We start from the raw sequence: 25897 nt of genomic DNA, 5'->3' as shown, positions 1-25897 counted from the left end.
TCCTCTCCCCGAGGAAAGAAACACACCTGGACGCGTAGCTCAGCTGGTAGAGCATTCGACTCTTAATCGACTGGTCGTAGGTTCGATCCCTACCGCGTCCACCACTTATCTCCTTAATGGTCAGCCAGATATAGATTCCGAATCGCTTGCTTCATGCGTTTCTCAAAAACCTGACAAAATTTTTTCCTCGACTGCGTGGATTGGTCCCCCTCCGCAAAAGGTTTCGATTCCTGGTGCTGATACAGCTCCATCGGCTTCAGATCGGAATGCCCCATCGACCTTCTTACTACGAGGGTTTGCGCCTCTTCTCCATCGTGTAGGGTGTCACAGATGTGCGACGCTGAATAACGGACACCGTTTCTTACCCAGCCATCCTCTTTCCTAGAGCAGCTTAAAAGCTTGGACAATCGTCGTGAGATACCCAGACTCCGAAAGCGAGGATGGGAAGACAACCTCTTTTTTCTATCCGCACCAGCCAGCAACATAGCCTTCATGCGCTCGCTTATCGGCACGAATCTGTCTTCCTTTTCGAACCACGATACGCTCCTGTTTCAAGTGGATGTTCTCGGTCTGCATATCACCGTGCATTCGTCCCAGCGAAGAAATGGTTTGCTAAACAAGGTTATTGATAGTTCCGATATGAACTTAGAAAGTCTTCTATTGAACCGAAAAAGCTATAAACTTTCTTGGTCTACCGTATCCTTTTGGTGGATATTGCTTAAAGTTCAAACTGGAAAATTAGACTTTTCAAACTTCTTGACAAGCTATGGCATGGCCTTCTAATCAGTTGTCGCTTAGAAGGCCTAGTTCATGAATGGCATTGTGGCAAATAACGGCTTCAGCGAGCGTCGGTTGAATTCCTGAAAGGCAAGATTGCGATGTCGAGATCAATAGCAACGAGGTGCGAGTGACGAAGGTATTAGAGAACAGTGAGTTAGACATCGCGTTATCTATTCGTCTGAGGTCTCATCGGGCATCAATCAAGCCTTTGACATTGAGAGCCATATCTAAGCCCTGCTTGAAACGCCGCGCTCGTCTAGTTCGCTTGAAAAGCTGCAGTTTCAGCAACATCATGTTTCCGGTAGATGTCCTTTTGACATCTGCTGGCTTGGAGAGTCAATGAAAGCCTTAGTTAAGTACGCTGCGGGCAATGGTAACGTCGAAGTGATCGACGTTGAGGAACCACAGTGCGGAAGCCGGCAGGTGAAGGTTGAGATTGCATACTGTGGAGTGTGTGGGACTGACCTTCACGTGTTGCACGATACATTCAAGAACTATCCTCCAGTGATCTTAGGTCATGAGTTTTCGGGGACTGTCATCGAGGTGGGCAGCGAGGTGGAGACGGTCTCCGTGGGGGACCGCATCGCCGGACTGGGTGCGACTGCCGTCACGTGCGGGGAATGCGAGTACTGCCGCATGGGATACTTCATCTTCTGCTCGCGACGGCGCGGCATGGGCCACGGTGTGAATGGAGCGTTTACGCGCTATGTTCTGCTGCGACCGGACCAAATCTACAAGGTCCCGCCTTCGTTCAGCCTAGCAGAGGCCGCGATGAGCGAGCCCTTTGCCGCTGCGGTGCAGGCGGTGGAAGAGATGACGCCGGTGCGGCTCGGCGACACGGCACTTGTCTCGGGGCCGGGGCCGATCGGGCTGCTCTGCCTGAAGCTGCTGGTAGCGGCAGGGGTCAAGACGATCGTCGCTGGAGCCACGGGAGACGATGAACGTCTTGCTGCCGCATTGCGCTATGGCGCGCATGCCGTGGTCAACGTGGGCGGGCAGCACCTTGCCACCGCAGTGAAAGAGCTTACCAAAGGACGTGGCGCTGATGTCGCGCTCGAGTGCGCGGGCGTTGCCGCCTCAGTGCGTGGCTGCCTCGAATCGCTACGGCCGATGGGTCACTATACGCAGGTTGCCATCTGCGGGAAGGAGATCCAATTCCCCATCGACATGATTTTCTATAAGCAACTAAAGATGGCTGGCTCCGTTTGCTACACCGCCAACACGTGGCGACGCATGATGGAGATTTATGCTACGGAGCGCATCCGCTTCGATGACATGATCTCGGCAAAGCTTCCCATCACTGAGTGGGAGCAGGCCTTTGACCTCTGTCTGACGAAGAAGGCGGTGAAGGTACTGATGTATCCACTGGGAGACTGAACCGTTGCCCCACCGATTTCGCCTCATATAGGCAGAGGTTCCCCCCGTTGGCGGATGGCCCGCGCCTTCTTCTTCTGAGGAGACTCAGCTCTTTTCGTTTGTTACCATTCCGCAGAGGATCAACGCCGATCGATGAAGAACCATGCAGAGAGCCTGAATGAGGAGAAGTCACGTCGGGTCGATAAGTACTGGGTACCCATTATTGGGAAAACCATCGATCTTCTGGACTGCTTCAACACCGCCAACGAAAGCCTTACGCTGGAAGAGATTGTTCGTCGGACAGGCATCGCCCACACAACAGCGTACCGCATTCTGCACACGCTCGTGTTGCGCGACTATCTATCGCAGACGGGCCGCCAGTACCGTCTCAGCCGTATGCGCAAAAAGCTGACCTTCGGCTTCGCAAACCTCTCCCGACACATCTCCATTGCGACGGAGATTCAAGCGAGCATCGAGAAGGAGGCAGCAGCGGCCGGGATCAACCTTATGTTATGGGACAATGACCGCAATCCCGACACGGCGATCCGCAACGCAGAGGAGATGGCGCGGCAGAAGATCGACCTTGCTATCGAATTTCAGCTCTCCGAGCAGGCCGCACCGATCATTTCCGACACATTTGCACGCGCGGGAATTCCACTGCTCTCCATCGTCAATCCTCACCACGGCACCGTCTACTTCGGAGTGAACAACTTCCGCGCTGGGGTTACTGCGGGCGTCGCGCTAGCCGACTACGCCACACGCATGTGGAAGGGAAAACCTGACGCCGTACTTATACTCGAATCTCCCCTTGCCGGACGTACAACGCACAGCCGCACTGTCGGAGTCATTCGCGGCCTGGAAGAACGCCTGGGCGCACTGCCAAAGAACATCGTTCACCAAGTCGACGGTGGTGGCGAAGAGAACATGTCCCGCACCGCAACAGCGGCCTTCCTGCGCGGCTCGCGGCGTGGACGCAAGGTATTGGTGATGGGCATCAACGACGAGAGCGCACTGGGCGCGGTGGAGGCGATCGCCTCGTCGCGCGGCTCGATCGACGCCGCCGTCGTTGGGCACGGAGGAAGCGGGGAGATCCTTGATGTGATCGCCGACAGGAAGAGCGTCTGCATCGGCACCGTCTCGTTCCACGCGGAGCGTTACGGGCCGGAACTGCTCAACTTCTCGCTTCCAATCCTTCAGGGCAAATCGGCGCCAACCCTTCACTACATCTCGCATGAGTTCGTCGGCAAGACGAGCTTTCGGTAAGCAGGCCGCGCACAAGTATGTCTGCAGGGCGCAGTGCGCCCTGACGAATGGGGTATAAGTTCCGCCTCTACGAGATCGTAAAAAACAACGCTTAACTTCTTGACATCCGTTTCCAGCGCCATGTATACACTTGCTCGTTCTAATAGCATTTGAAACAAGTTCAAGAAGGAACTTAATGGCTTCCGCGGAATTCCAGAATCGCCTTCTTTACTGAACACATCTGCCCAAACTTCGATCGATGGGAGCAGCACGTTGAAGGCTATCTTTTACGTCTTTGGGTTGTTTCTTGGCATTGTCTTGGCGCTGCATCTTTCCATGAATGGCAAGGTTGGAGCAAGCATCGGAAATCCTCGCGTCGCCAACGCAGTCTTTTGGACGATCGGTGCGGCAATGGCCATCCTGATCGGTACAAGCGGGTGGCAGTCCGGCGCACTCTCCGGCCTGAGACAAGTGCACCCGTTGCTGCTGACGGCAGGCGCTATCGGGGCGTGCCTCGTCTTTGCGATTGCATGGATGCAGCCGCAGGTAGGAGCGCGTGGCATGTTTATGACGCTCATCGCGGGTCAGGTGCTGGGAGGCATGATCCTGTCACACTACGGATGGCTTGGCTCACCGGTGCAGCGAATATCTCTGATCAACGGGTTGGGAGCCCTGCTGATGCTGGGCGGCGTCTATCTCGCCACGTACATCAAACTGTCCTACTAGGGCTAAGAGGCCGACATGGAGAAGGTTCAACTGGGAAACAGCGGCGTTGAAGTCAGTGCGCTGGCGATGGGAGGCGACGTCCTCGGCAGCAAAATCGACCGCGAAACGACGTTCCGACTGCTGGATTTTTACTTTGAGAGTGGCGGCACCCTGATCGACACTGCTAATTTCTACGCGAGCTGGATTCCTGGCTTTAAAGGCGGTGAGAGCGAGATGGTGATCGGTGCCTGGCTGAAGGACCGCGGCAACCGCGACCGATTGCTGGTCTCCTCGAAGCTAGGCTTCGACTATCCCGAGAGTGCAGGCGGCCTGACCGCCAGTGAGATCGAGCGCGAATGCGAGCGCAGCCTGAAGCGGCTTGGCACCGACAGGCTCGACATCTACTACTCGCACCGCGACGATCACGACACGCCGCTCGAGGAGACGATGGCGGCCTTCAATCGGCTGGTGAAGGCGGGCAAAGTGCGCCTGCTCGGCGCCAGCAATCTCACGGTGTGGCGCGTGGCCGAGGCCAACCTGATAGCCCGCACCAATGGCTGGGTGGAGTACTCCGTTGTGCAGCAACGCTACACCTACCTCAGGCCGAGGCACGGTTCGGACTTCGGCCCGCAGATATTTATCAGCGAAGACATGAAAGCCTTTGCGAAGGCGCACGATATCGGGCTGATCGCCTACTCAGTGTTGCTGCAAGGAGCCTACACGCGTCCAGAACGCCCGCTTCCAGCACAGTTCGCGGGAGCAGACTCCGACGAGCGGCTCGCCGCGCTTCATTCCGTCGCTGCGGAGGTCGACGCAAGTCTGAATCAAGTCATCATCGCATGGATGCGCCAGAGTCATCCGACGGTGCTGCCCATCATCGCTGGAAGCCGAATTGAGCAGTTGAAGGAGAACATAGAAGCGCTCGATCTAATGTTGAGCCACGAGCAGATGCAGCAGCTCACGACCGCTGGTGATCCTATAATCCTCGAAGCCTGGATGCAGCCGACATAAACCAGCGTTCAAATTAGCGGTGAGAAAACAACTAGGAGAGTGAACAGATGGTAGATGGTCCGGTGGTATTGAGTGTATTGATCGAGGCGGTTCCTGGGCGTGAAGAAGACCTTGCCGCACAGTTGCATGCTTTGGTGGCTCCCACGCAATCTGAGGCGGGATGTATGCAGTACAAACTGCACCGGTCACCGGAGAACCCGGGAACATTTCTCTTCTACGAGAAGTTTACCAACCAGGCCGCCCTGGATGCGCACCTCGCAACACCGCATTTCCAGGGCTTTGTGAAGTATCGCGATGGTAATGATCCCATCGCCAACCAGAACGTAATGCGCTGGTTGCCTCTCGCCTGAGCTCAAGTGTCTCGTAAACAACGATTCATTCACCACACCACTGAGACGGCCCAGGACAAGAAAGGAACAGTGGCAAACACGATTCCCACACCCGATCTGCTCTCTTCTTCAGAGGAATCTCCACGCACAATCAGCACTGGATCGACGGCCAGAAGGTCGAAGCGGCGCTAAGAACCACATGGTGGTGATGCCAGAGGCCGATCTAGACCAAGCCCGATGCTCTAATGGGTGCGGCCTACGATTCGGCAGGTAAGCGATGCGCTTCTATACGCGCATCAAGACGATGACTGCGCGTTGGTCACAGAGCATCCGGGCCGGAGTGGATACGACTATGCCCACGCTGGGGTAGAAATCCATAGCGTCTCTTGAAATGAGCACGAAGGCCGGACCTAGAAGGGGCGTATTTTCTCCCCGGAGCGACACGACGCTACAACGAAACGTCGGGGTTGGGCAGAGTGATATTGCGCACGATATTTGCCAGTTCATGCGTGGCCTCGAGGAAGCCTCGCATCGTTCGCGCCATGGCGCCGTAGCTGTCGAACTCTTCGATTGCGAGTCCGCCCTCCTCATACGCGCGCACGAAATCAGGAAAACGAGCTTCGAGGTCGGCTACGATCTTCGGGTCAACCGGCGTGTCAATGCGGTTCATACAAGAAACATCGCTCGCGTTGAAACGCACCTGCCACTTATGCGGTGGCGAGATGACGACATCGCCACCGATCAGCTCGCTCCAGTGCATATGGTTACGGAAGGCCGCTGAGAGCAGACGCAGGCGATAGCCACGCTGCTGGTACAACCTGTAGGTTTTCTTGAAGACAGCGACGCCGGCCCACTCCAGGTAGCCGGGCTCGCCCACTGTGATGTCCTTCTTCTCGGCAATGACCTTGAGCCAGTCATCGAGCCGGCCAACCATGATGGTGCAGACGGGACCCATCGTGGAAATATCTTTACCTTGGCTCTCACGGCGTTTCAGTCCTCGCTCGACCGCCTCGGCGACGGCAACGCACTGGGGCAACGTGAAGCATGCCGTGGCGTTGACACTGACGCCATGATAAGTGACCTCTTCGATGGCGGCCACGCCCGCCTCGGTGACCGGCAGCTTGACGATCATGTTCGGCGCGAGTCCGCTGAAGCGGATGGCCTGTGCCTCAAGGCGCTTCGGGTCGCGATAGAGGTGCGGGTCCGTCTGGATAGAGAGCCGTCCGTTGCGCCCCTTGTGCTGATGGAAGACCGTCTCAAGCAGCTTCGCGCGCGTGCGGCAGATAACTTCGATCAATAGCCAGCCTATCTCGTCTTCCGTGGCTGTAGGGTTCTCCTTCGCCAGCTCCTTCACGCGCACGTTCCAAATGCTTGGCTCCTTCTTGAGCGCATCCAGAACGATCACAGGATTGCACGTCGCGCCTACACCTCCGTGCTCGATGGCGTACTCAAGCTCCGACAGCGTGGCCGAGTCGTTCCACAAAACGGTTGGTGTCGTCTGCGTCATCTCGTGCAGATGGCTCTTGTAGGCCATTACGGCGCTCTCCGTTGCTGTCATCTCTCTGCTCCTCATTAAACTCGATCTTCGCTGCCTGTCCGTCACTGCAGCGCCTTGCGAAATGGCCCCAGCACCAGCGGGCCGTCTGCGATCACAACTACGTCATCTTCGATACGGCACCCACCAAACCCGCGAGTGTAGATTCCCGGTTCTACCGAAGAGAGCATGCCCTCCTGCAGTACATCAGAGGAGCGCGGCCCGAGGATCGGTGCAGCCTCGTGATAGCCGAAGCCGAGACCATGCCCTGTGATGTGCGGAAACTCCGCACCGTAACCCGCGTCGCGGATGATGCTGCGCGCTGCCTCGTCGACATCGCGGGCCAACGCACCGGGACGCATTGCAGAGACTCCCGCCTCTTGCGCTCGGCAGACCGTCTCGAAGATGCGCACCTGCTCATCGCGCGGCGTGCCCGCAACGCTGACACGCGTGCGATCGGCCCAGTAGCCGTCGGCGACGAGGCCAAGCTCTAACACGGCGAAGTCTCCATTTTCAAGCCGTCGTGTCGTGGAGATTATGTTTGGGCGGTGCGCCTCTGCTGTCTCCGCGTCGCCTGTAGTCACTTGCGCAAAGGCGCGCACGCGCACGCTGCCGCGGTACCCTGTGCCTTTCACCATCGCAGCCTGCTCGACCAAAGCCGCCAGCGCCACGCCGGAGATACCGGGCGCAACCGCCTGCTGAAATGCCTCCATGGCGAAGCACGAGATCTCGCTCGCGATGGCCAGCCGCTCGATCTCATAAGTGGTCTTGGTGAGCCGCTCGATCGTGAGCATCGCTGTCACATCGACCAACTCTGCGCTTGGGAAGAGACTCTGTAGCATGGACAGTGTGGCGGCCGCTGGCACCATCGCTTCGGCAGCATTCCACGACGGGGCGGCAAATTCGAAGTTGCCCTCATAGCCGATGCGGCGCCAGTCTCGACCTGTGGCAAGCCGCCCGAGCAGCGTTGCGACCGTAGCCATTGGTGCAGGAGCATCGGCACTGCCGTAGGCGTAAAAGCTCGCCGCGCAGTCCTCAAGTGTGCCCGCAACCTCACTCTGATAACATGCGGGCACAATGCAGGTCGCCGGTCCTTCGCGCGGAAAGATTAGGAAGGCAGCGCCTATCATGGGCCAATGCCCACTCAGCAGCAGAACATTCTCCGGCAACCGCAGCACCAGGACGTCGATGCGCTCAGCCTCCATCACCCGCCTCATCCTCGTTCGCCTCTCATCGTTAAGCACCTTGATCGTCTCCTGTGTGATCTTTACCCGCCCGCTCACGGCGTTCTAGCCTGCGCCGATGAAGCCGGGGTACAGCAGCATGCCGCCGTCGACGTAGATCGTGGTTCCCTGCACGTAGTCCGACTCGTCGGATGCGAGCCACACAGCCAACCGCGCCACGTCCTCCGGCTCGCCAATACGCTTGTACGGGATCAGGTTCAAGAGCTGCTGTTCGAATTGCTCCGGTGTTGTCAGCTTCTCCACATTCATCGGCGTGCGAATCGCTCCGGGCGCGATCGAATTCACGCGGATGCGCAGGTGCGAGACCTCTTGCGCTAGACTCTTCATGAAGAGCATCAGCCCCCCCTTTGCCGCGGCATAGTTCGCGTGGCCTTCCCACGGAATCACATCATGCACCGAGCTAATGAAGATCAGCTTTCCGCAGGCAAACGAGATGCTGCGATCAATCCCCTGCCGCTTAAAGGCGCGTATTGACTCACGCGCACACAGAAACATGCCGGTCAGGTTGACGTCTATCACGCGTCGCCACTGGTCCATGCTCATCTCATCAACCGGCGCATTCAACTGAATGGCGGCATTCGGGACGCAAATATCGAGCCTGCCAAAGGTCTCGAACATTGCGGTAAACATCGCCTGCACCTCGTCCTCCTCCGAGACATCGGCCTGAAAGAGCATGGCCTTCTGCCCCAGAGCTTCGATAGCGCGAACTGTGTCCTCCGCACCTGCTCTGTCAGAACTGTAGTTCACCAGCACGTCGGCTCCGGCCTTTGCAAAACCGATCGCCATGGCCTGCCCCAGCCCCTTGCTCGATCCTGTCACCAAAGCCTTCTGCCCCTCTAACACGCGATGGATCGGAGCAGGCGGCATCTCGTTTGGCGGTGTGTAGTTATTTTCCTTCGGCATAAACCCCTCTGAAATTCTCCACTGAGTTGCTGTTCGTTGGATCCCAGTGTTCCGGTTGGAACTTTGCTCATCCTCTGTAAGGAGCGCGTCGATATTCAACGGTGGAGACGACGGAAGTCAAGCCGCTTTCCCAAGGGACTCGCTTGGTATCTCTTGGCGCACTCCGTGCATTTGCCACAAGCGATCGAACCCAAACCATGGCATTCCTATTTGAAAATAGTTCATATTTACCGAAGCAGAGAATATCATTCTCCCAATAGGTTTCAAGGCAAAAATCAGGTGCTTCGTTCTATAAGAGTTCTTCATGGAACTCCTCCTGCCATTTCTGTCGTCCCTCTGTTCCTCTTGTCTCGGCTGCCGCAGACTACACTTACAGTTATGGGCCTTCTGCCGTAGAGCGGCTTACCGCAGATTCTTTTCGACTGTGACGCACGTTCGTCGACAGCGCTCCTTCATCCTCGCCACGCTCGGAAAAGCAGCAGACAGATGCGACCTGATCGTGCCGTCGGTGATTGTTCTATCGCCGCCACTCGCTCGCCATCCAATGACCTTCTGCTGCGCTTCAAGCGCCGAAGACCTAGGCCGCTTTGTCGATTGTTAGATCGCTCACCACCATCAGTTTTTCTTCCAAAAAGAAGAGTTCGCCTCAGGTTAGGTTCTGCCAGCTTCGCTGCGCCGAGCTTTCCACCACGGCGTCGACCAGCTGCAACTGCCGGATCCCGTCTGCAAAGGTGGGAAACTCCACCGGTGCGCTGCGATCGGCAACGACATTGTAGAACCTCCGGAAGGTTTGCTTGAAAGTGTCATCGTAGCCTTCGCTGTGGCCGCCGGGAAGGTCTGCAAAGCTGCGGGCCTCCTCCTGAAAAAGCACGGCATCTTTGAGCAATACCTCGCTTGGGCGGTTGCGATGGCCGATCCACAACTCGTCCGGTCGCTCTCCGTCCCACGCAGCAGAACACTTTGTGCCGTAGATCTCGAGGAAGAGGCGGTTTTTGCGTCCTACAGAGACCTGGCTCGTCGTCATGCAGCCGCGCGTCGACGGCCCCATGGAGAACATCATCGAACCGAAATCTTCGCTCGCGATCGGCGTGAGAGTGTACTCGTCGGGACGCAGCTCCTTACCCTGGAAGGTCTCCACCGACCCTTTGGGCTTCTTGCGCGTCTTGATGAAGGTCTCTAGGTCGGCGCACAGGGATGTGATCTTCAGCCCGGTAACGTGCTCGGCCATGTCGCACCAGTGAGTACCAATGTCGGCGAAGGTGCGCGACTTTCCGTCTTCGATGCGCCAATTCCAGTCCGAATCCAGAAAGAGCCAGTCTTGCGAGTATGTCCCCTGCACAATACGGATGTCGCCGAAAAGCCCGGCGAGGCGCATCTGCCGCATCTGCTGCACCTGCGGATATGCTCGCATGTTGTACAGCGTGCCGTGAACGAGATTCTTCTCCTGCGCTGTGGCCAGCATCGCCCTGCCTTCGTCGATCGAGTTGGCAAGCGGCTTCTCGCAGAGTACATGCTTGCCTGCGTTCATCGATGCCATCGCCTGTTCGAAATGCAGCGAGTTGGGCGAACAGATGTGTACAGCTTCGATCTCCGGATCAGTAAGCAGCTCGCGATAGTCGCCCGTCGAGCGCTCGATGGAGACGTCATCGGCGAAGGTGCTCGCCCGCTCGCTGGAACTGCCTGCGACGGCGGCGACCTCTACATTGCCAAGGCGACGCAGAGCCTCAGTGTGCACGCGCCCCATAAAGCCGGTGCCAAAGATGGCTACTTTGATTCTCTTCATCCAATTCTCTCCAGGTGTAACTCCCATGTCACCGACACGCGGGTGGGCGAACTACTGAAGTTTCCCGTCGGAGGAAGTTTCAGTTAATGCTCCCCGCGCCACACTATCGAGGATTGCAGCCTGACGCAAGCGCGTATCTCTCTCGTGCGGGTCCCGTTGTCACATGCGGAGGCGGATATGACTCAGGCGAGGCGCGTCGCAGCACAGCAAACCTTCATAGGACACACCATACGCTTGCTCTTCAACCAGCAAGGCTGTAAGAGCGCGTTAAAAAACAAGGATGCTTTTGTTGCTAGTTGGCGGCCCCAAATCTAGTCGCACCGTATAGTTTTCACTTGAAAAGTTCCCTTAAGGAAAATTGATATTTTCCCGCTTGACAGCAATATTTTCCCTAATGTATCCACACATCCGATTTACATACCTATTGTTTCGATGCTTCAAAGCCTATCTGAATTTTCTGATAGGAACTTTGGGAATTTTGTGTGAGGTGAACCAGTGAAGCAAGAAAACGTACTGTCAAAGACTGCTTTGGAGAGTGTGGCGGTGATGCCATGGCAGCAACGGACGAGAATTGCGCTTGTACTGGCCTGCATGTTTTGTGCATCCCTGAGTGGAAGGACGCAGACGCTTTTCGGATCCATCGTGGGCACGATCACAGATCCAACTGGCGCCGCAGTCGTGGGTGCAACGGTGCAGGTAACGGAGGTGCAAACCAACACAAACCGTTCCGTGGAAACAACCGAGGGCGGCCTGTATACCCTTTCCACCTTGCCGGCAGGCGTCTACAAATTCAGCATCGCCAAGGCGGGGTTTGGCGGATATACAAATCCTCGTGTGGAAGTGACCGCAAACGTAGTAACACGTGTGGATGCCGAGTTGAAGGTCGGTGATGTAACGGAGCAGATCGAAGTACGAACAGACACCACGTTACTGCAGACCGACCGCGCAGACGTTCACACACAGCTCTCGTCGACGACGTTTCAGAACGCACCTCAGCCCACGAGAACTTACCAGGGCGTGCTGAACCTGGTACCGGGTATGGTCCCTCCTGGCGGACAGCTTGCCGGCGGCACCAACAATCCGTCAAAGTCGATGCAATTTGCGGCGAACGGTACGGGGACACAAGGGCCAAATGTACGTATCGAGGGCGTAAGCGCAACCAATCCATGGGTGCAGCAATACACGACGTTCGTGCCTTCGACCGAGGCGATCGAGAGCGTCAACGTTGTGACGAACAGCCCCGATGCCGAACAGGGCCTCTCCGGCGGTCCTGCGGTGACAGTGCAGCTCAAGAGCGGAACCAACGCGATTCACGGCTCGTTGTATGAACAGAACGTCAACAACTGGACCGAGGCCCGGAATTTCTTCCAGCCCGCGGGGCAGAAGCCACCCCACCTGGTGGACAACACGGTCGGAGGCTCGATTGGCGGCCCGTTGATCAAGGACAAGCTGTTCTACTACGGCAGCTACGAAGGCTCGTTTACGCGAGCGTCACTGGCAGGTATTATCTCCGTTCCTACGCAGGCAATGCTGGCCGGTAATCTGTCGGCATCGACAACGCCGATCTATGATCCAGCTACGGGAAACCCGACGACGGGTGTTGGAAAGACCCAGTTTCCGGGAAACATTATTCCTGCGAGTCGTATTAACCCGGTCACCGCGAAGCTGATCCCGAATATCCCTTCTCCGAACCTGCCTGGAACAGTGAATAACTACTCTGTCATTCAAGGGACCTCATACAACCTACACAAGATCGATACGAAGTTCGATTACGTAGCGACGCAGAAGCTGAGAATCTCCGGACGTTACGGATATCAGCCCTACTATGCCGTAACCAACCCTCTCTTTGGTCCCATCCTTGGTGGAAGCAGCGGTGCATGGCCGGCATTTAGTTCGGCAGGCGCCGGCAACTACCTGCAGCATGGGGCTACGCTAGCGGTGTCCGGCTCGGTGACCTATGTGGCTACGCCAACACTTGTCTTCGATGGCACCTTCGGTGTAACGCAGGCCCACCAGATCCTGTTGCCCGTGCTGGCAGACCAGAAGTATGGCTCTGACGTGCTGGGCATCCCTGGCTCCAATCAGGGTACGCTACCCCTTGCCGGCGGCATGCCCAACTTCGCGATCGCGAACTATGGCGGCAGTACAGGAAATGGGACGTTCGGCTATTCGTATCCCCCGCTGGAATACAAAGACCCCATCTTTGAGTACGTCGCCAATGTGACGAAGACACACAAATCTCATAACATCCGCGCGGGCGGCGACATTATACGTCTGCGCGTAAATCATAAGGAGATTCGCAACACGCTCTTCTACTTCCCGGGTGGCCTCACAGCACGCGCCCCGGATCCGGCAAATGGCGTCACCGCCACTCCGGTGCGTGAATTCAACTCGGTTGGCGACTTCCTGCTTGGATTGCCACAGTACCAGACGACGTGGGTTCAGTTTGACGATTTTCTAACCTTGCGCCAGTACCAGATCTCGTTTTATGTTCGCGATCAGTGGCAGGCAAGCCGCAACCTGACGATCAATTACGGTGTGCGCTGGGAGAACTATCCCGTTCCGACGCGCGAGAATCGCGGAATTGAATACAACAACATGTATACCGACGTGAACAATCCAACAATTCAGATCTGCGGTGTCGGGGGCAACCCCGGCGACTGTGGCATCAAGGTGTCGAAGAAGCTGTTTGCTCCGAGTGTCGGCATCTCCTATCGTCCATTTCAAAATTTTGTCATTCGTGCCGGAGTGTCGATTTCCCCGATGCAGGTGGCAATGGCTCAGGCCCTGGTTCAAAACTACCCGAGTGAGGTGCAGTACACGGCAACGGGTGCGAATGCATATACCGCTGCCGGCAGCCTTTCCACCGGCTTTCCAATACTCAATGCGCCGACCATCAATCCGAACGGTACAGTCAATATTCCGGTCGGAACGGCAAATGCCAACACGACGGAAAAGAACTTCCGCCGCGGCTACGTGGAGTCTTACAACCTGATGCTTGAGAAGGAATTCCCAGGAGGGTTTATTGCTTCGGGAGGCTATGTGGGAACCCACGTTGTGAACCTGGGAGGCTCCTATAACTTCAACTACGGCCAGTTGGGTGGGGGCGCGGCTTCGCAGCCACTGAATACTCCGGCCCTCAAGATCACAGGTACAACGAACGTATTCAAGCCGGTCATAGATAGTTCGTACAACTCCTTGCAGATGGCTGTGAGCAAGCGACTTCAGAATGGCCTGTCGATGAAGCTGGCCTACACGTGGTCGAAGAATATGCAGTCTGGATTTCCGTCGGGTCAGATCTGGATTCCGGCGTACAAAGAATTGAATCGATCGTTAGCACCTGTAGATCGCACGCACAACTTCATTGTGAATGCGACCTACGAGTTACCGTTTGGTAAGAACAAACAGTTCCTTACGCATGGCCTGTGGTCTGCTTTGGCGGGTGGATGGTCTCTGAATGGAACCTTCTATCATCTGTCGGGCATACCGTTCAATATCCTTGCCGACGGATCTTCGTGCAACTGCCCTGGCAACACCCAGCGCGCAGATCGCGTGAAAAGCACGGTGGCGCGAGCCGGCCGAGGAGTCTTCGGCACAACTTTTTTCGATACGTCTGCTTTTGCTCCGGTCAATACAGTGAAGTTCGGCAGTGCGAACTACAACTCACTTCGCGGTCCCGGGGCGACGAACCTGGATGCGAGCATTCAGCGCCAGTTCCACATCTGGGAGCGTGTTAACTTGAATCTGCGACTTGATTCGTACAATGTGACGAACACTCCACACTTCGCCAATCCAAATAACAATGTGTCCACTACCGGCTTTGGAACGATCACTGCGCTGAATCCTCTCGGCAGACAGATTGATCAACGCTACTTCCGACTCGGCGGTCGACTCAGCTTCTGACAGTCGTTAAGAACACAGGTAAATTCGGCGGCCTCTCGAAGACATGAGAGGCAGCCGATTGCCTTTTGCTAGGTACAGACTACAGTCGCACGTGAGAATCGGTTAAAGAGTAAAGCATGCCCGTCGCATCGCAGCGACGATATCTAAGCCTGGGAGTGATCGAAGTGCGAATTGAGAAATTTTGTAGTGAAAATACGAGACGTGTTTTCGTTGCAGGCCTTCTACTAGCATGCGTGGCGATTGGACAGCATGCGTCCGGGCAGGAGACTTCAGAATTACGTGGGCCGAGCTTTGTACCGGATACAAAGCTGGATGGGGGAAGCCTCACCGGTTGGCAAAGGCTTGGAGCTGCGGAGTGGAAGGCCGAGAACGGCGAGATCGTCGGTCGAGGGACCGGTGGCGATGGCTGGCTGGTCCTCGACCGCTCGTTGCAGGATGTGGGCGCCTATGCGGCCTTTCGCTGCTCGGAGAGCTGTGACACGGGGGTATTGGTACGCATGGCGAAGGCAGCCAACGGGTGGACAGGCACGTACTTGTCCATCAGCAAAGCAGGCTTTGGTGCTTATGCGATGACGCTCGACGATCATGGCGACATTGTGGCCCGTGAGAAGCTGCGCGATGCACGAGGCCAGTTTCGCTTTGCACCGTCGCGCGAAGAGCAGACGGCATTACCGCAGGCGCTGAACGATCCGACAGTCTACGAGGTCTCTCCCGATCAGATGCCGATCAAGCGAGTTCGTTCCGGGGTGAGGCCTGGCCAGTGGAACGAGTTGGAGTTGCTGTTGGACGAGAACGTAATGCGCGGCTATCTCAACGACACCGCTCAAGAGGTGAGCGTTGCCACTGCTGACGACGATATCGAGGCGTTCGGCAAGGTGGCACTGTATGTCGGCAAGGGCAGCGAGGTCCGCTTCAAGGCAATTTCGATAAAAGACATCGCAATGCGCTTCCAGCCGAAGGACGAGGTTGGGAGCCGGTTCCGCATTCAACGGATTACTCCCTTCTATTACAACTGGACCGCCGCCGCGGCGGACTTTAACCATGATGGCAAGACGGACCTGATCTCGGGCGCATACCTGTACTATGGTCCAGACTTCACGAAGTCGAGGGAGATCTATCCCGCACGTACGTTCAACCCGTCTACCGAATATTCGGTGTGGATCCAGCACGCGTACGATTTCAACGGCGACGGATGGGCAGACATTGTTGCGACAAATCTGGGCCACGGCGCTGTTCTGTATCTCAATCCCGGCAACTCCTCACGGCGATGGAAGCAATATCGTGTGATTCCGACGATGCAGGCGGAGAACTCGTTGCTGACCGACATTGACCACGACGGCAAGCCGGAACTGATCTACATCGCCAACGGTTACATGCGTTATGCGAAGTTCGATCCTTCGCATGCGACAGAGCCATGGAAGGTTCACACCATCTCGGAGAAAGGCATGTGGCCAGCACACGGTATCGGAGTGGGAGATATAAACGGCGACGGGAGATTGGATCTGGTCGGTGCCGATGGATGGTGGGAGCAGCCCGTGAACTCTGACCAGGGGCCGTGGAAGTATCATCCGGAGGCCTTTGGCCGATGGGGCCGGATAGGACCTGGCGGGGCAACTATAGGTATCTATGACGTGAACGGCGATGGTTTGAACGATGTAGTGACTCAGCTTGAGGCACACGGTTTCGGTTTGGCGTGGTTTGAACAGAAGCGTTCAAGCAATGGCGAGATCTCTTTTGTGCGCCACATGATTATGGACAACTACAATACCAAGAATGCGGGAGAGGTCATCTTCTCTGAGTTGCACGGCTCCGCGGTGGCTGATGTCGATGGCGATGGCATTATGGACTTCATCGTCGGCAAACGTCAGTTTTCGCACAAAGACGATTTTCTCGATCCCGACGTCTATGGACCGCCGTACCTTTACTGGTACCGAACCGTGCGCGACAAGCAGGCTCCAGGTGGTGCACGACTTGAACCCGAACTGATCCATAACAACTCCGGCGCGGGCGATAACCTGCTGCCGGTTGACTTGAACGGTGACGGCATGATGGACATTGTCGCCGCAACCAAGCGCGGACTCTTCATCTTCTGGGGACAGGAACAGGCAAAGACCGCAACGAAAGGACACTGAGAGGAGTGCCCCAAGGGCACCTGAACGGATTGCTGCCGGGATCACGCAACCACGCGGCCCGGCGGCAATCCGTGCGTACTCCCACGCTCAACGTCGACTCAGATCTTTCAAATTGTGCAAATAAACGTAGCTCTGCCGCAGCTGGTCGACAGAATCCGTCGGCCACGCCGTCGCGGGCAGGTGATGAAGACTGCCGATGCCATACGCTGCGACCTCCGCAAAGTAGTTCTCGATCGGCATGCTCTTCGCCAGCGTGAAGATCGCCTTCCAGTCGAGAATGCCCTGCCCCACCGGAACGCTCGTCAGGCCGGGTTTGTAATCCTTGGCGTGCATCGAGAAGTAGCGCTGAGGATACTTCTTCAAATACATAATTGCGTCCTTACCAGCGAAGGTCAGATTGCCGACGTCGATCTGAAACCAGACGAGCTTCGGATCGGTGTTCTCCATCAGCACGTCGTAGGGCGTCACACCGTCGATGTCCATGAACTCAAGATCATGGTTGTGGTATCCCAAACGGAAACCCTCCTTCTTGAGTCGCACGGCGAGCTGGTTGAGTTGGTCAGCCTGCCACTTCCAGCCATCAATTGTTTTCGTGTGCTGCGATTCCGGTGCGCAGATAATGTTTTTCAGCTTAAGTTCATGGCAGAAGTCCATCGTCCTGTCGAACTCGACGTGAAGCTCGTTGTAGCTGAACTGACAGTTCTCATAGAGCATCCCAATCGAGTTGAGCTTAGTGCGGATTTCTTTCGCTGTCTTATTGGCAACAGTTGACTTCTCAAAGCCGTAACCGCGAACCGAGACAAGATCCACGGAGCGATAGCCCATGTCCCGCATCGTCTGCCAGCCCTTGTCCCAGTCCTCAATCAACAGAAACCTGGCGTCGTACCCTTGAAACCCGATAGGCATGGAAAGCGGGTCTGCCGCAGCGCTGCCTGCGCCAAGTACTAAATCGGCAGCCACAACAGAGACCTGGCCTAGAAAGCAACGTCTAGTGATTCCCATGTGTGTCGCTCCAAACGATGACATAAGGTATCACCGGTCTGTGGCACCGGAAGCGCCAAGCTCCGATGTAACTTTGTACTTCAAATTCGCGAGGGTTCCGTGCAGGCATGCGCCTCACGTTAGCCAACCTCGCGGGCAGTTCTTTGTTTTTTCGCGCAAGAGATGTTGAAGCCATCATGAAGAGGTTCAATCTGTACCGAAGCAAGTAGATATGACAAACAAGAAACGGATGTCAAGGAATTTAGCTTTGCGCGGAGTTCGTATCTGAACTCATGCTATATGAGGATTGGCGCGGAACATTTCTCTGTTTGAGGGGCCGCGCGCGGACACTCTGAGATCTTTCCACAATACTGCTATTCAGAACCATTGGAAAGCAAGCCCGCTAGTTCCTATAGGAACTCTGATTCAAACTCGTCATTGACAGTTCTCTACCACCGCATATATCTAGTTGGCCTGAGTTTCCAAGCTGCGAGAAAGACGTGTGTGCTTCGCTTCTAGCGGGTTCAAACAGGAACTCCTCATGAGATCCGCTCGAAAACACGCCCACGAGAGCGATTGCCGATGGATGGAAGATACAGGATTGCAGGATTCGCAGCGCTTTGCTGCCTGAACGTATCGGTTGTCTTTGGACAGACCCTCCCTGACGGAAAGGGCAAAACGGAGTTCGAACGTATCTGCACAACGTGCCACACTGCCTCCATGGCCACGCGACTCGGCAAGAGCGAAGCAGAGTGGCGAGGAGTCGTCGACGACATGATCTCACGCGGAGCGCAGGGAACATCGTCCGACATGGATAACATCGTCCTCTATCTCTCGACCAATTTCGGGCCCGGTAAAGGAGCTGCTCACTCGGCGCAGGCAATGGCAACTCCCACCGCTCCTGTCGTACCTGTGGCGCCGCTCAACGCGTCCGAGATCGGGCGGGCAAAGCAGACGCTTGCAACGAACGGCTGCACCGCCTGCCACCGCATCGGCGACGAAGGCTCATATGTCGGGCCCAGCCTCAATGGAATAGGCTCGCGTCGTAAGGCCGATGAGATTCGCGTAGCGATCATAAGTCCGCGACCCACCGTCTCGCCAGAGAACAGGCAGGTACGCCTGACGGGGGTCGATGGCAAGACAATTACAGGAAAAATCCTCAATCAGGACGGATACAGCGTACAGATGGTCGACGCCTCTGGTCAGCTGGAGACGCGTTCTAAGGCGGGTGCGCGCGAGTTCGCAATCATCGACACAAACCCAATGCCCTCATTTGCGAGCAAAATCACAGGGCTGGATCTCGACGACCTGGTGCGCGACCTCAGCTCGATGACGGAGCCAGGAAAGTGATTCACCGCCATTCAGAGGCCTCGCAGTGAACGTGCCCGCTTCAACAAGATGTTTCGTATACCGGGAAAGGAACTAAGTCTGTGAAACGATCGATGCTCGCACTTCTGCTGTTGGTTAGTTGTTCGATGGGAGCGCAGGTGACCTACGAACGCATCTTGCACGCCGACAAGGAGCCGCAGAACTGGTTAACTTACGGGGGAGACTACGCTAGTCATCGCTACAGCACACTCTCCCAGATCACTAGGAACAACGTCGGCACATTGCAGCTAAAGTGGGTGCACCCCTTCCGCACACTGCAGAAAGTGGAGAACACGCCACTGGTCGTCGACGGAATCATGTACATCGGTGACACAAGCCAAATCTCTGCAGTCGATGCGGTCTCGGGACGCGTCTACTGGACATACAACCATACTGTCGATCCGCGTGGTGTCTTCGTTCTGCCTATGTTGAAAGGCCTCGCTATCTCTGGCCATCGCCTCTTTTGGGCGACGCTCGATGGTCACCTCATCGCCGTAGATGCGCGGGATGGCCACCCCATTTGGGACAAGGTGGTAGCGGTCTGGCAGAAGGGCTATCAACTAAATGTCGCTCCACTCATAGTCAAGAACAAGGTAATCCTGGGCCCTGCGACCAACGAGGAAGGTGCCAACTGCTGGGTGTCCGCCTACGATGTCGAGAGCGGTGAGGAGTTGTGGCGCTTCGACACCGTGCCCAAGCCAGGCGAGCCGAACGGCGATACCTGGTCCAATGGCTCGTGGATCCATGGAGGATCACCCATCTGGGTTACGGGTTCCTACGATCCGGAGACCAACCTGACCTACTGGGGTACGGGCAATCCCAATCCTGGATGGAATGGTGATGTACGCAGCCCGGGAGACAATCTATATTCCGACTCCGTGGTCGCTCTCGATACTGACACCGGCAAGCTGAAGTGGTTCTATCAGTTCACTCCCAATGACGAGTTCGACTGGGACTCCGTGCAGGTTCCAGTGCTCGTCAATATGGACTGGAAGGGACAGCCACGCAAGCTAATGTTGTGGGCAAACCGCAACGGCTTCTACTATGTGCTCGACCGCACGACCGGCGAGTTCCTCCACGGCAGCGCTTTCACCAAGCAGAACTGGAATACGGGCTTTGATGCGAAGGGCCGGCCAACCAAGGCTCCGGGCCACGTCGCCACTTACGAGGGCACATTTATTCAGCCCGGCGTGCAGGGCGGCACCAACTGGTATTCGCCATCGTATAGCCCGCGCACGGGAATGTTTTATATCTCGAGCTGGCAGAACTACTCAGCCGTCTCCGCCAAGGCCGATGCGACATGGAAGGAAGGCGAACGCTACACCGGCGTCGGGAAGCCGAAGAGACCTGACTGGACAAGGCCGCCACCCAATGCTCCTCTGTTCAAGAAGGACACGGAGGGTTATGGCGCCGTGATTGCGCTTGATCCGAAGACCGGCGATAAAAAGTGGGAGTTCAAAATGGTCGACTACACCGATGCTGGCGTGCTGACCACGGCATCGGACCTCGTCTTTTCCGGTGGCAAAGAGGGCAACTTCTTTGCGCTCGACGCCGTCACGGGTAAGAGCCTGTGGAAGGCGGGCATGGGTGGCACCGTCGCCAGCGGCCCGATGACCTACTCTGTGAACGGGCAGCAGTATGTCGCTGTCTGCGCGGGCAGTTCCTTGTACGTCTTCGGTCTGCCAGATTTGAAGGCCTCGAAGTAACGCTGAAAGAGATGGCACGCAGGATGCGTGAACTGCTAAAAGACGGTTGCAACAATGGAGGCTTTCCTTGAGCTGGTCTGAAAATTCAAAGCGCGCTGCGGTCTTCGTCGGTAGAATCGGGATTGCCCTCGCGATCGTACTCTCTGCAAAACAAGCCCTGGCAGCCTCCACGTTTACACTGGCGCAGACAAACGAAGGCATGCAGGTCAAGACTCCGGACGGCCGCGTGGTCTTCGAGTACAAGACAAAGGTGCCGTCGAATGTGCAGTCGCCAAGCGCGGCTTACTTCGATCCTGTTAATACGCCCACTGGCGAGCGCGTCTCCAACGCAGGCCCGGACGATCACCCCTGGCATCGCGGCATCTTCCTCGGAATCCTTGCCTCAGAGTTTCGGACTCCGGCCGATATGTCGAAGGCTCCACCGAACCATCTCGTAGGGGCATATAACATCAAGCGCGCCGACTTCTGGGCATGGGGGCTGTACGCGCCCAAAGAAGGCCGCGTCATCAAGAACAAGGACGCACGCCTTGTGGCCGCCGACGACAAGCATGCTCAGCTCGAGATTGTGAATGAGTGGACGGTCGACGGCAAAACCATGCTTGAGGAGACGAACGAGGTCACGGTAGCCGAGCGCGATGGCGTCTTCGTCATCGATGTTGTGTACAAATTGGCGCCTGTCGTTGACTTTGTCCTCGACCAGACGGCCTTTGGAGGCTTCGTCTTCCAGGCACAGAAGTATGGCGAATCCTATTACAGCAATGCCTCTGGCAAAGTAACCGATCTTCCCGGACCGCACTATTCCCTGCCCGATTCCGATTGGCCCTCCGAGCCGTGGTACGACTACTCCATCAAGCTTAAGAGCGACGGCAAGCTGGTGGGCGTCGCCATTCTCGACCATCCCATGAATCCGCCGACGCGCTGGCATAACACGCTGTGGATGGTGAACCCCTGCACTACCACCTTCGGCCCGCAGACAATCCACCCCAACGCCCCTCAGGTCCTGCGCTACCGCGTCGTCGTGCACGACGGCCCTCCGCCCACCGATACCATCCAGAAGCTCTCGCTGGAGTGGCGAGGCATGAGGGGAAATCCCTTCACCTCGCAGACCGCGAGTGTTACAAAGTAGAACGCAGGTACAAAGTCTTTTTGAGGTGTCCATGAAGCAACATTCTGTGTGGCTGGATCGCGGAACCATGTTTGTGCGAGCGGTGGTATTTTCCACCCTCTTTGTCGTCTGTCCCTTCGTCTTCGCGCAGTCCGGTCTCACCGGCTACTGGAACATGAAGGTTCCCAACCAGGACGGCACCTTCCGCAATACCTACTTCCAACTAGAACAGGACGGCGAGAAGCTGACCGGCAAACTCTTCGGTCGTAATATCCAGGGCACGCCGCTGCAGGGATCGGTGAAGGACGGCATGGTGCATTTTGAGACGCTGCCGCCGGAACGTGCAGCAGGTGCTCCGCCCAACGACATCCAGTACCGTCCCATGGTCTTTGAGGGCAAGATTGACGGCGAGAAAATCGCCTTGGAGAACGTAAACCGCAAAATGAAGGGAATGGCGGAGCGAACGACCAACGAGGCAGCGACACCTCCTGCTCCACTGCCTCTGCCAGCGCCGCATGATCTTCCCGACAATGGCCTGGTGCGCACGCCGCCCATGGGTTGGAATAGCTGGAACAAATTCGCGGGCAAGGTAACAGCCGAGGATGTCAAAGGCATGGCCGATGCTCTCGTCGCCTCGGGTATGGACAAGCTCGGCTACGTATACGTCAATATCGACGACACATGGGAACAGGGCCGCGACGCGCAAGGGAACATCACTACGAACCGCAAGTTTCCCGACATGAAGGCGCTGGCCGACTACGTGCACTCCAAAGGACTGAAGATAGGCATCTATTCCTCGCCCGGGCCGACTACATGCGCGGGATACGAAGGAAGCTTCGGCCATGAGCTGCAAGACGCGAAGACCTATGCTTCCTGGGGCATCGATTATCTGAAGTACGACCTGTGCGGCGCACGAACAATCTACCCCTCAAGCGAGGAGAATCATCGCGGTCTCTATCAGAAGATGGGTGAGGCGCTGCAGCAGGCCGGACACCCTGTTGTCTTCAGCCTCTGCCAATATGGCGAGAATGATCCCTGGAAGTGGGGTACAAAGACTGGTGGCAACCTCTGGCGCACAACTGGTGACATCAGTGACCACTGGGAGTCGATGGACCGCATCGGCTTCAGCCAAATCACCATCTCCTCCTATACGCGGCCCGGACACTGGAACGACCCCGACATGCTCGAGGTCGGCAACGGCGGCATGACCGGCGACGAGTACCGCACGCACATGAGCCTCTGGTCGATGCTGGCTGCGCCACTGATCGCCGGAAACGATCTCCGCACGATGAGCGACGAGACCAAGTCGATCCTGATGAACAAAGAGGTCATCGCCGTCGACCAGGACTCCGCAGCAAAGCCCGTCGCAACGCTCTCTACAATGGGTAAAGTCGAAACGCTGTGGCGTCCTATGGCTGATGGCTCCGTGATCGTCGGCATCTACAACCGCGGCGACGATGCCGCCACTTCCGATCTGCAGCTCAGCAAGGTCCCCGGCCTCGCAGGAAAAAAGCTACAGGCACGCGACCTATGGCTGCATAGCGACGTTCCCATCAAGGGTGATCAGTACACCGCGAACGTTGCGAAGCACGGCGTGGTATTGCTGCGGATCAGAGCGAGGTAAGCTGATCACATCGCCAAGTGCCCGTCTAGACCATTGATCCCTCAAAGGACGATCAACGGGTGACGCAAAATAATAGCCTGCGGCGAACTATTACAGTTCGCCGCAGGCTTTGTAGTTTAGCTGTGGCTGCCCTTATACTCAACGCGCGCTGCGCAGCAGCATGCTACTTCGTCATCTTTTTGTGACTGCCCCAGTAGATGTACGCCCCCAACTTGGTGGCGGTCACGATATCCATTGCACCGTCTCCGTTGATGTCGTAGGCAAGTACGTCCGAGCCTGCGCCTGAGCCGTTATCAATCAGCTCCGGCACGAAGCGAGCCCCGCCCGGAGCCTGCTTGTCGCGCACCGTTCGATACCAATAGAGAACAGCAGGACCGTAGACATAAGGATCGAAGTTGTTGTCGTTATGCGACCACACCCGCTTGCCCACGATAAAATCCGGGGTACCATCGCCGTCGACATCGGCAATCGCCGTTCCGTGCAGCTCGGAGAACGCCACATCGCCCGCATTCTTCGTAGTGTGATTGTCCATGATCATGTGTGGTACGAAGGAGATGGTTCCGTCCGCTGTACGCTTTTGCTCGAACCACGCCAGTCCCCAGCCGTGTGCCTCGAGCGAGGTGATCACATCGTTCAGTCCATCACCATTGATGTCGTAGACGCCGATCGTCGCTCCCCCCTCGCCAATCCGTCCCCAGCGACCGAAGGCGACAGGATGATACTTCCACTTCGCAGAACTATCGCCGCCCTCTGCCGGATGCTCCCACCATCCATCCGCTCCCAAAATGTCGACGAGCCTGTCGCCATTCACATCACCTACACCGATGCCATGCGCCGACCACGGCCCTTTCTCCGACACTGTGTGCACCTGCCACAAACCCGTGGGATTGCCAGGATCAGGCTTCGCGTAGCGAACAAAGTTCTCCGCGATGTACACCAGCTCCGGCTCGCCGTCGCCATCCACGTCGGTCAACAGACTGTTTTCGCTCTGTACCGAGGGCACGACGTGGTACTGCTTCCACCGGCGTCTCTCCGTTCCCGGATTGATGTAGAGCGTTCCTCCACTCTTGCCCAGGTTGGTCGCAACGATGTCAGGCCAGCCGTCACCATTGAAGTCGCCCACATGCTGCACAAATGTGGCGTAGTTGTCGGATGGGTTCACCGTCTGCGGTGCGTAGATCTCGCGCTTCGCCGTGAAGTCAGGACCATAGTAGACATATGGTCCTGAAGCTATATCCGTCTTGCCGTCCTTGTTGAAGTCCGCGGCTACCGCCGACCAGTTATAGTAGAACGGCGTCAGGCGCTGGACGTGGAATCTGCTGCTCACCTGCTGCTTCGGCAGCTCCGTCAAGGCAAGGTCCCTGTAAACGACTCCCGTAAAAGTCACGCTCGTATTCTTGCCCACGTATAGCGCGAATGGGCCGAAGTCATTCTCGCCATCGTCGGTCGCCGCATTCAGCGTGCCCTGCTGGCCGAACGAGCTGTCGTTAAGATAGGCGCGAACAATGTCCGATGCCAGCAGCACCTCGATCTCGTTCCATGCATTCGGGCGAAACGCATTCTCTGGCCGAACGATCGGCATGGTGACGCCCATGGGAGGAGGCACAGGCTGCGGCCGCCGCAGCACATTGTTCGAGTCCGACGGCGCCGGCGCAAAGCGGATAGTACCGCCAGCGTTGCGCAATTTATCCCGGCTGGTGATCTCACCGTCGCTGTTTAGCGCAACCTTATCGGCCTCCACCACACCGTTGCGGATCGAAATAAACGTTCCCCTCATGCCGCCGTCGATCTTCGAGAGACGTAACAGTATCCCCGTCTCGCAGTCGCCATCACAGCGAAACGCGCTGTAGAGCCCGGGGTCCTGGTAAGCCTGGTCTAACACCAGCCAGCCCGGCGCGTTAGTTGCTTTGCCCGTGATCACTCCGGCGGTCGCACTCCACTGCGCTCCGCCCAGCGCGTGCCACCCACCTGTTCCTGAACCGGAAAACTTTGTCCCTGCGGCAAAGCTGGGACCGCGAAGCACTGCATCGTTCGCGGTCTGCGCAACAGCAAGTGCGCTGAGGTTACCGAGCACGAGACAAGATACGGCGTAAGCGATACACCGGCGTTGGCTCATAGGCGATGACCTCTTTGCTCCAATGAACGTATTCTGTTTTAGAGTCTCGCTAAAGTTCCCGAAAGAACTCTTATT

General features: G+C 56.8%; 18 protein-coding genes and 1 tRNA gene. 12 read left to right on the top strand and 7 right to left on the bottom strand.

Annotated elements, in window-relative coordinates:
* Positions 1-28 precede the first annotated feature (28 nt).
* The 6 genes from AC5S26_RS22685 to AC5S26_RS22660 all read left to right on the top strand — a co-directional run bounded on the left by AC5S26_RS22685 (position 29) and on the right by AC5S26_RS22660 (position 5444).
* Positions 29-104, top strand: a tRNA-Lys gene (locus tag AC5S26_RS22685).
* 1015 nt (positions 105-1119) lie between these two features.
* Positions 1120-2157: a zinc-dependent alcohol dehydrogenase gene (locus AC5S26_RS22680; RefSeq protein ID WP_494187231.1), complete on the top strand. Its 1038-nt coding sequence runs from the start codon at positions 1120-1122 to the stop codon at positions 2155-2157.
* A gap of 132 nt (positions 2158-2289) precedes the next feature.
* Positions 2290-3399, top strand: coding sequence for a substrate-binding domain-containing protein (locus AC5S26_RS22675; protein ID WP_494187230.1), 1110 nt, complete (start codon positions 2290-2292; stop codon positions 3397-3399).
* A gap of 252 nt (positions 3400-3651) precedes the next feature.
* The gene (locus AC5S26_RS22670; protein ID WP_494187229.1) at positions 3652-4104 is read left to right on the top strand and encodes a DMT family transporter; all 453 of its coding nucleotides are present in this window, start codon (positions 3652-3654) and stop codon (positions 4102-4104) included.
* Between the two features lie 15 nt (positions 4105-4119).
* Positions 4120-5094 (top strand): aldo/keto reductase, encoded by a 975-nt coding sequence (locus tag AC5S26_RS22665; RefSeq protein WP_494187228.1) that lies wholly within the window; start codon positions 4120-4122, stop codon positions 5092-5094.
* Positions 5095-5141: 47 nt separating this feature from the next.
* Positions 5142-5444 carry a putative quinol monooxygenase gene (locus tag AC5S26_RS22660; RefSeq protein WP_494187227.1) on the top strand — a complete coding sequence of 101 codons (303 nt, stop codon included), beginning with the start codon at positions 5142-5144 and terminating at the stop codon, positions 5442-5444.
* Between the two features lie 427 nt (positions 5445-5871).
* Here AC5S26_RS22660 and AC5S26_RS22655 read toward each other — a convergent pair whose 3' ends face one another.
* The 5 genes from AC5S26_RS22655 to AC5S26_RS22635 form a co-directional block, all read right to left on the bottom strand.
* A complete protein-coding gene (locus AC5S26_RS22655; protein ID WP_494187226.1) occupies positions 5872-6981 on the bottom strand; it encodes a transaldolase family protein in 1110 nt (369 codons plus the stop codon).
* A gap of 41 nt (positions 6982-7022) precedes the next feature.
* A complete protein-coding gene (locus AC5S26_RS22650; protein ID WP_494187225.1) occupies positions 7023-8240 on the bottom strand; it encodes a M24 family metallopeptidase in 1218 nt (405 codons plus the stop codon).
* Between the two features lie 6 nt (positions 8241-8246).
* Complete coding sequence (locus AC5S26_RS22645) at positions 8247-9104, bottom strand: SDR family oxidoreductase (RefSeq protein ID WP_494187224.1); 858 nt, start codon at positions 9102-9104, stop codon at positions 8247-8249.
* A 117-nt stretch (positions 9105-9221) separates the two neighbouring features.
* A complete protein-coding gene (locus tag AC5S26_RS22640; protein WP_494187223.1) occupies positions 9222-9410 on the bottom strand; it encodes a hypothetical protein in 189 nt (62 codons plus the stop codon).
* A gap of 340 nt (positions 9411-9750) precedes the next feature.
* Complete coding sequence (locus AC5S26_RS22635; protein WP_494187222.1) at positions 9751-10887, bottom strand: Gfo/Idh/MocA family protein; 1137 nt, start codon at positions 10885-10887, stop codon at positions 9751-9753.
* 642 nt (positions 10888-11529) lie between these two features.
* Here AC5S26_RS22635 and AC5S26_RS22630 point away from each other — a divergent pair.
* Both AC5S26_RS22630 and AC5S26_RS22625 read left to right on the top strand, forming a co-directional pair.
* A complete protein-coding gene (locus tag AC5S26_RS22630) occupies positions 11530-14790 on the top strand; it encodes an outer membrane beta-barrel protein (protein WP_494187221.1) in 3261 nt (1086 codons plus the stop codon).
* Positions 14791-15023: 233 nt separating this feature from the next.
* On the top strand, positions 15024-16922 hold the full coding sequence (locus tag AC5S26_RS22625; protein WP_494187220.1) for an FG-GAP-like repeat-containing protein: 1899 nt from the start codon (positions 15024-15026) through the stop codon (positions 16920-16922).
* Between the two features lie 87 nt (positions 16923-17009).
* On the opposite strand, the gene AC5S26_RS22620 is transcribed toward AC5S26_RS22625, so the two are convergent.
* Positions 17010-17924 (bottom strand): sugar phosphate isomerase/epimerase family protein, encoded by a 915-nt coding sequence (locus AC5S26_RS22620; RefSeq protein ID WP_494187219.1) that lies wholly within the window; start codon positions 17922-17924, stop codon positions 17010-17012.
* 561 nt (positions 17925-18485) lie between these two features.
* Here AC5S26_RS22620 and AC5S26_RS22615 point away from each other — a divergent pair.
* The 4 genes from AC5S26_RS22615 (at position 18486) to AC5S26_RS22600 (ending at position 23706) form a co-directional block, all read left to right on the top strand.
* On the top strand, positions 18486-19253 hold the full coding sequence (locus tag AC5S26_RS22615) for a c-type cytochrome (protein ID WP_494187218.1): 768 nt from the start codon (positions 18486-18488) through the stop codon (positions 19251-19253).
* 80 nt (positions 19254-19333) lie between these two features.
* Positions 19334-20977 carry a pyrroloquinoline quinone-dependent dehydrogenase gene (locus AC5S26_RS22610; RefSeq protein WP_494187217.1) on the top strand — a complete coding sequence of 548 codons (1644 nt, stop codon included), beginning with the start codon at positions 19334-19336 and terminating at the stop codon, positions 20975-20977.
* 67 nt (positions 20978-21044) lie between these two features.
* Positions 21045-22103, top strand: a complete 1059-nt coding sequence (locus AC5S26_RS22605) for a DUF6807 family protein (RefSeq protein WP_494187216.1) — start codon at positions 21045-21047, stop codon at positions 22101-22103.
* A gap of 31 nt (positions 22104-22134) precedes the next feature.
* Positions 22135-23706 carry a glycoside hydrolase family 27 protein gene (locus AC5S26_RS22600; protein WP_494187215.1) on the top strand — a complete coding sequence of 524 codons (1572 nt, stop codon included), beginning with the start codon at positions 22135-22137 and terminating at the stop codon, positions 23704-23706.
* 163 nt (positions 23707-23869) lie between these two features.
* Here AC5S26_RS22600 and AC5S26_RS22595 read toward each other — a convergent pair whose 3' ends face one another.
* Entirely contained in the window at positions 23870-25822 is a 1953-nt protein-coding gene (locus tag AC5S26_RS22595; protein ID WP_494187214.1) for an FG-GAP repeat domain-containing protein, read from the bottom strand.
* Between the last annotated feature and the right edge of the window lie 75 nt (positions 25823-25897).

The organism is Edaphobacter sp. FHG110511_03 (assembly GCF_059115365.1).
This window is presented reverse-complemented; position numbering and strand designations above follow the sequence as displayed.

What these genes read in the sequence shown, in the direction of transcription:
- AC5S26_RS22635 (WP_494187222.1), bottom strand. Translation starts at nt 10,887, where the DNA reads ATGAAGAGAATCAAAGTAGCCATCTTTGGCACCGGCTTTATGGGGCGC.
- AC5S26_RS22660 (WP_494187227.1), top strand. Translation starts at nt 5,142, where the DNA reads ATGGTAGATGGTCCGGTGGTATTGAGTGTATTGATCGAGGCGGTTCCT.
- AC5S26_RS22665 (WP_494187228.1), top strand. Translation starts at nt 4,120, where the DNA reads ATGGAGAAGGTTCAACTGGGAAACAGCGGCGTTGAAGTCAGTGCGCTG.
- AC5S26_RS22655 (WP_494187226.1), bottom strand. Translation starts at nt 6,981, where the DNA reads ATGACAGCAACGGAGAGCGCCGTAATGGCCTACAAGAGCCATCTGCAC.
- AC5S26_RS22640 (WP_494187223.1), bottom strand. Translation starts at nt 9,410, where the DNA reads ATGAAGAACTCTTATAGAACGAAGCACCTGATTTTTGCCTTGAAACCT.
- AC5S26_RS22595 (WP_494187214.1), bottom strand. Translation starts at nt 25,822, where the DNA reads ATGAGCCAACGCCGGTGTATCGCTTACGCCGTATCTTGTCTCGTGCTC.
- AC5S26_RS22680 (WP_494187231.1), top strand. Translation starts at nt 1,120, where the DNA reads ATGAAAGCCTTAGTTAAGTACGCTGCGGGCAATGGTAACGTCGAAGTG.
- AC5S26_RS22615 (WP_494187218.1), top strand. Translation starts at nt 18,486, where the DNA reads ATGGATGGAAGATACAGGATTGCAGGATTCGCAGCGCTTTGCTGCCTG.
- AC5S26_RS22645 (WP_494187224.1), bottom strand. Translation starts at nt 9,104, where the DNA reads ATGCCGAAGGAAAATAACTACACACCGCCAAACGAGATGCCGCCTGCT.
- AC5S26_RS22620 (WP_494187219.1), bottom strand. Translation starts at nt 17,924, where the DNA reads ATGGGAATCACTAGACGTTGCTTTCTAGGCCAGGTCTCTGTTGTGGCT.
- AC5S26_RS22600 (WP_494187215.1), top strand. Translation starts at nt 22,135, where the DNA reads ATGAAGCAACATTCTGTGTGGCTGGATCGCGGAACCATGTTTGTGCGA.
- AC5S26_RS22675 (WP_494187230.1), top strand. Translation starts at nt 2,290, where the DNA reads ATGAAGAACCATGCAGAGAGCCTGAATGAGGAGAAGTCACGTCGGGTC.